Annotated in this window: 1 protein-coding gene; it reads right to left on the bottom strand. The window is 75.4% G+C overall.

The annotated features are described in order from the left end of the window. Nucleotides 1-38: 38 nt before the first annotated feature. Nucleotides 39-1,070, bottom strand: a 1,032-nt coding sequence (locus FV228_RS30620) for an efflux RND transporter permease subunit (protein ID WP_147857842.1), incomplete at its 5' end; no start/stop codon positions are given.

A 1,070-nucleotide genomic window follows, 5' to 3' on the forward strand; every position in this document is an offset into this window, starting at 1 on the left:
GCCGCGGACCGGTCCGACGCCTCAGGCTCGGGCCCGCCTCAGGCGGCCCGGGACTCCGCGTCCAGCCCCCTCCCCGGCCCCGGAGCCCGGAACCGGGCGAAGCGCAGGGCGAGCTCGGGCAGGATCGCCAGGGTGAGCAGCGTCGCGGTGACCAGGCCGCCCAGGATCACCAGCGCCATCGGGCCCTCGATCTCCCGGCCGGGCTCGCCCGCCCCCAGCGCCAGCGGCAGCAGGCCGAGGCCGGTGACCAGGGAGGTCATCAGGATCGGCACCATCCGGTCGGCGGCGCCCTCCACGGCGGTGGCCCGGTCCCAGGGGCGGCCCGCCTGCACCATCTGCTCGTAATGGGCGATCATCATCACGCTGTTGCGCAGGCTGATCCCCGACAGGGTGACGAAGCCGACGATCGAGCCCAGGGACAGCACGCCCCCGGTGAGCACGATCGCGACCACCCCGCCCAGCCCCGCGAAGGGCAGGGTCACCAGCACCAGCAGCAGGTTGGCCCCCGACCCGGTCACCACGGCGAGCAGCAGCACGATGCCGAACCCGGCGAGCGCGGCATGGGCGAGGAGGTCGGTGCGGGCCTGCGCCTGCGCCTCCGCGGCCCCCGCGAAGGCGACGTAGACGCCCTCCGGCAGGCGCACCGACCGGGCGATCTTGGCGCGCGCCGCCGCCACGAAGCCGGCCACGTCCCGGCCCTCGACACCCGCCGTCACGGTCTGGACCCGCTGGGCGCCCTGGTGCTGGACCTGGTAGCGGCCGGTGCTCTCGTAGATGTCGGCGACCTGGGACAGCCGGACGTAGCGCCCGCCCGGATTGCGCAGGGGCAGGTCGCCCAGCGCGCTGATCCGGCCGCGGGACCGGGCGTCGAGGATCACCAGCACGTTGAACACCGCGTTGCCGACATAGGTCTGGCCGACCGTGTCGCCCTGGTAGGCGGTGCGCACCGCCTCCAGCACCTCGATCGCGTCGAGGCCCCAGTGGCGCAGGTCCGCGGGGCGTAAGGAGGCGGTCACCTGCGGCAGCCCGGCCGGGGCGGCGAGCTGCACGTCCCGGGCCCCCCGCACCTC

Origin of the sequence: Methylobacterium sp. WL18 (assembly GCF_008040015.1) — a bacterium.
GTDB classification, from domain to species: Bacteria; Pseudomonadota; Alphaproteobacteria; order Rhizobiales; family Beijerinckiaceae; genus Methylobacterium; species Methylobacterium mesophilicum.